Genomic DNA, 922 nt, shown 5'->3' with positions numbered 1-922 from the left:
TCCGTCGCCAGCCTCCGTCGCCAGCCTCCGTCGCCAGCCTCCAATCACCAGTCATTAGTCCGTCGCCAGCCTACTTCGCTTTATACTACAATGTCACATTTGTCGCCGTCGCCAGCCTCAGAATAGGGCTAGAACGCACGATACCCTTAGAATGAAGGATTATACTAGAGGCACTGCTAGAGGCTCCTTGCTGGCGCGTGTGGCGCGTTGTTTCCTTGGGTGGTTCCCGTCGCCATGTTCCCTATCTACTAGTTACGGGAGTATACCCGATAATATGGAATATCCTATATATCGCCATGTAATTCCATATCTCTTATATATATTGAGGCTGGCGACGGGTAGATAAAGTTGGTATTGTGGCAGCAATGGTTGGTATAGAGTTCGTGTTGGGGTTGTGTCCGACTGCTGGCGATCGCCTAAAGCAAATACGCGAAAATTCTCAAATCTTGCTATCAAGAGTAGAAGCACGGCTAAAAGCGCGTTAACCTACTCGATTACATTTGTAATGTCAAGCTACAAAGTGTTCGGGATTATCGAACTTTGAGGACGCGGGAGTCACGGAAAACTGGTTACAAAAACTCAAGGAAGCCTATATAACTAGTTATGAAAAAGCATGTCAATTCATATAACCAGTTAACTAAATAAAATAACTAGTTATAAGCTCAAAGTCAGAAAAGTATAACTAGTTAAGAAAAGCGAAGTAACAGGATAGCAGATATGGGAGTGACGCGAGAAGCTTGCAAGCTAAAACTCTTGCTGTACAAACTTTCTGGCTGATAAGGCTGCAACCAGTTAGCTTGCAGACATAACTAGATGATATAACCAGTTATGCAGACATAAGCGTGAGAGTAACTAGTTATTGCAGACATAACCAGATAATATAACTGGTTATGAAAACAAATTATTAACCAGTTATGTCCGG

At 43.4% G+C, this 922-nt stretch carries 1 protein-coding gene; it reads left to right on the top strand.

Annotated features, from left to right (window positions below; translation table 11 throughout):
• The first annotated feature begins 356 nt into the window (after positions 1-356).
• Complete coding sequence (locus ACM0OZ_RS49030; RefSeq protein ID WP_414590191.1) at positions 357-485, top strand: hypothetical protein; 129 nt, start codon at positions 357-359, stop codon at positions 483-485.
• Positions 486-922: the final 437 nt, after the last annotated feature.

This window comes from Scytonema sp. PCC 10023 (genome assembly GCF_963920835.1).
In the GTDB taxonomy this organism is placed as follows: Bacteria; Cyanobacteriota; Cyanobacteriia; order Cyanobacteriales; family Nostocaceae; genus Kalymmatonema.
The sequence above is the reverse complement of the archived record's forward strand: the minus strand, read 5'-3'. Positions and strand labels throughout refer to the sequence as shown.